1 protein-coding gene is annotated in these 1,229 nt (G+C 65.0%); it reads left to right on the top strand.

Going from position 1 to position 1,229, the window contains the following annotated elements:
- Nucleotides 1–288 precede the first annotated feature (288 nt).
- The coding region (locus HCA58_RS23075) for an acyltransferase domain-containing protein (protein ID WP_240956614.1) at nt 289–1,229 on the top strand (941 nt) is incomplete at its 3' end.

Here is a 1,229-nt window from a genome sequence, read left to right on the forward strand (position 1 = left end):
GAGCCGTCGGTGGTGCTGTGGCCGTTGTCTGCTCGGTCGAGCACGGGTCTGCCTTTTCAGGCGGATCGGCTGCGGAACTTTCTGACCGACGAGCGTCCGGTGGATGTCGGTTTTTCTCTTGGTGTGGGTCGGGCGGCGTTGGAGCACCGGGGTGTGGTCGTGGGTCGGTCGGGTGTGGATCTTGCTGCTGGTTTGGGGGCGGTGGCCGGTGGTGGGGGTGTGTCGGGTCGGGTGGTTTCGGGTCGGACTGCGGTGCTTTTTACGGGTCAGGGTGCGCAGTGGGTGGGGATGGGGCGGGAGTTGGCTGATGGGTTTCCGGTGTTCGGGGCGGCGTTGGGGGAGGTGTGTGCTGTTTTTGGGTCGTTGTTGGGTGGTGATCTTCGGGAGGTGATGTTTACCGATTCGGGTGGTGTGTTGGATCGGACGGGGTGGACGCAGCCGGCGTTGTTTGCGTTTGAGGTGGCGTTGTTCCGGTTGGCGGAGTCGTGGGGTTTGCGGCCGGATTTTGTGGTGGGTCATTCGGTGGGTGAGGTGGTGGCGGCGTATGTGTCTGGGGTGTGGTCGTTGTCGGACGCGTGTCGGGTGGTGGCGGCGCGGGGTGGGTTGATGGAGGCGTTGCCGGTGGGTGGGGTGATGCTCGCTGTGGCCGCGTCGGTGGACGAGGTGGATCTCGGTGGTGTGGATGTGGCTGCGGTGAATGGTCCTCGGTCTGTGGTGGTGTCCGGTACTGAGGAGCAGGTTGCGGTGTTGGAGGCGTCGTTGGGGGTGAAGACGCGTCGGTTGCGGGTGTCTCATGCGTTTCATTCGCGTCTGATGGATCCGATGTTGGTTGATTACGGTCGTGTGTTGGAGCAGGTGGCGGCGAATCCGGCGGGTGTTCCGTTGGTGTCGACGGTGACTGGTGGGGTGGCTTCTGACGAGCAGTTGGGTTCGGTGGCGTACTGGCAGGGGCAGGTGCGGGGTACGGTGCGGTTCGTCGACGCGGTGAGCACTCTGTCCGGGCTGGGGGTGACCCGGTTCGTGGAGATCGGTCCGGACAGTGTGTTGACCGCGATGGTCGCCGAGTGTGTCGACGACACGGTCGCGGTCGCGTTGCAGCGTCGTGACCGTGATCAGGTGGAGGCGTACGCCACTGGGATGGCGCGGGCGTGGATCAGTGGTGTCGACCTGGACTGGGCGGCCATCCATCCGGGCGGGCGGCAGGTCGACCTACCCACCTACGCCTTCCA

The sequence above is a fragment of the Micromonospora sp. HNM0581 genome (genome assembly GCF_012726175.1).
In the GTDB taxonomy this organism is placed as follows: Bacteria; Actinomycetota; Actinomycetes; order Mycobacteriales; family Micromonosporaceae; genus Micromonospora.